We start from the raw sequence: 1,605 nt of genomic DNA, 5'->3' as shown, positions 1-1,605 counted from the left end.
GTTTCCACCGTGCTTAGGGAATATGTCCTAAAAAAATTCATATTTTTTCAAAAATATTGTAGATTTTTGTCAAATTTTATAATAGTATATTCTATGGAGTAGTTATATCAAAAAAACCTGTACACGATAATGGCAAACTTATTGAAAGATAAGGACGCAAAGCTTCAGACCTAAGGCATATGCTATGGTGGCTGGGTTACCGAATGAGTGGGGGACAACGATAACACACAATCCCTTTCATGGTTGTGTGTTTTAATTTTGAATAAGGAGGTTAGGGGTAGTTGTCTCTAAGCAATGTAATCACAACCGACTTCTTTCATCACTATCAACCAATTTATGATATACAAGATTGGAAAGTAGTGGGGTATGAAGGACTTTTTCGAACCGGGGAATTAATGGATCCCGAAATCACTTTTACTAGGGCAAGAAACAAAAAAAAGCTTTATGAACTAGATTCGCGGTCTGTCCATAAAGCTCTAATAACCTACATAAATGCAGGTTATACTTTAAGGGATGAAAAATTGTTTTTAAATGTTTTTCCGTCAACATTAATTAATCCATTATTTCATACCTTAGTAAGTAAAATTATTAACGAAAAAGGTGTTTCAAGTCAACAAATAATATTAGAAATTAATGAAAACGAAATCATGGATTTTGAAGCTTTCAAAAGAGGTATATTTCATCTTAAAAAACTTGGTTTCCGTTTTGGCCTTGATGACTTTGGCCAAGGATTTTCTTCAATGAAATCAATTATTGAGTTGCAGCCTGATTATGTGAAATTGGACAGATATTTCATGGAAGGAATCAGGGCCTCATCTCAAAAAAAGGATATAGTACGTTTTTTATACCAATTTTGCAAGGAATTCAACTCTCACTTGGTTGTAGAGGGCATTGAAGACATGGAAAGTCTTGATATAATTAAGCAGATAGGTGTCCAATATGCTCAAGGCTATTTCCTCGGAAAACCTGCACTTTTACCAGAAAGTGAGGGGTGTTAACAGTGGAGATGATAATGCTTTCGTTATCGATAATCATTTTTGTCTGTAGTTTCCTGATCATATTCTTACATAGTTGGAGTAATAAAAAGAATAGAAAAGAATCTACTACTATACAAAATGAAGTAATAGAAATACCGACGAAAACACCACCGTTTATTAATAAACGGAAAAACTTTAGGGTAAATGTAGATAGAGTTTATTGTATTGTTAAATTTAATCGTTTCGGAGACCAGAAGTTTCAAAGGTTGAAGAATAAAACAATTGAAGGATATATTGAAGATATTAGTTTATCTGGTATCAAATTTGTAAGTGACTATGAATTGCCGGTTCGATCTGATATTAATATCCTCATTTCATTTCAACTAGATAGCTTAGTTTTTTCCTTAAAGGGAAAAATTGTTCGTAGACACGATCATTTAAATAATAAAAATGTAACATATGGAATTGAATTTGCCGACTTACTACCAAATCAAGAAAAACAATTAAATAGTTGGTTAAATAGAGAGTTATTAATTAATAACGGAAAAGAAATTAAGCAAATTCAACAAATAAAATGAGTGGCCTATTTGGGACGGTTCTCTTGTTTCTAGAAAAGAAACAAGAGAAC

Annotated in this window: 2 protein-coding genes and 1 riboswitch; both genes read left to right on the top strand. The window is 32.1% G+C overall.

Annotated features, from left to right (window positions below; genetic code table 11):
- Positions 1–121: 121 nt before the first annotated feature.
- A riboswitch (cyclic di-GMP riboswitch) is annotated at positions 122–204 on the top strand.
- 77 nt (positions 205–281) lie between these two features.
- The gene (locus AC3WJF_RS23005; protein ID WP_492456422.1) at positions 282–998 is read left to right on the top strand and encodes an EAL domain-containing protein; all 717 of its coding nucleotides are present in this window, start codon (positions 282–284) and stop codon (positions 996–998) included.
- Positions 999–1,006: 8 nt separating this feature from the next.
- Positions 1,007–1,555: a PilZ domain-containing protein gene (locus AC3WJF_RS23000; RefSeq protein ID WP_492456424.1), complete on the top strand. Its 549-nt coding sequence runs from the start codon at positions 1,007–1,009 to the stop codon at positions 1,553–1,555.
- Positions 1,556–1,605 lie beyond the last annotated feature (50 nt).

The organism is Heyndrickxia sp. FW510-T9, from assembly GCF_058781025.1.
Note: the sequence above shows the minus strand (reverse complement) of the source record. Positions and strands in the feature narration are given on the sequence as shown.

Bases quoted from the DNA above. Each gene is read 5' to 3' on its own strand.
- AC3WJF_RS23000 (WP_492456424.1), top strand. From the start codon at position 1,007: ATGATAATGCTTTCGTTATCGATAATCATTTTTGTCTGTAGTTTCCTG.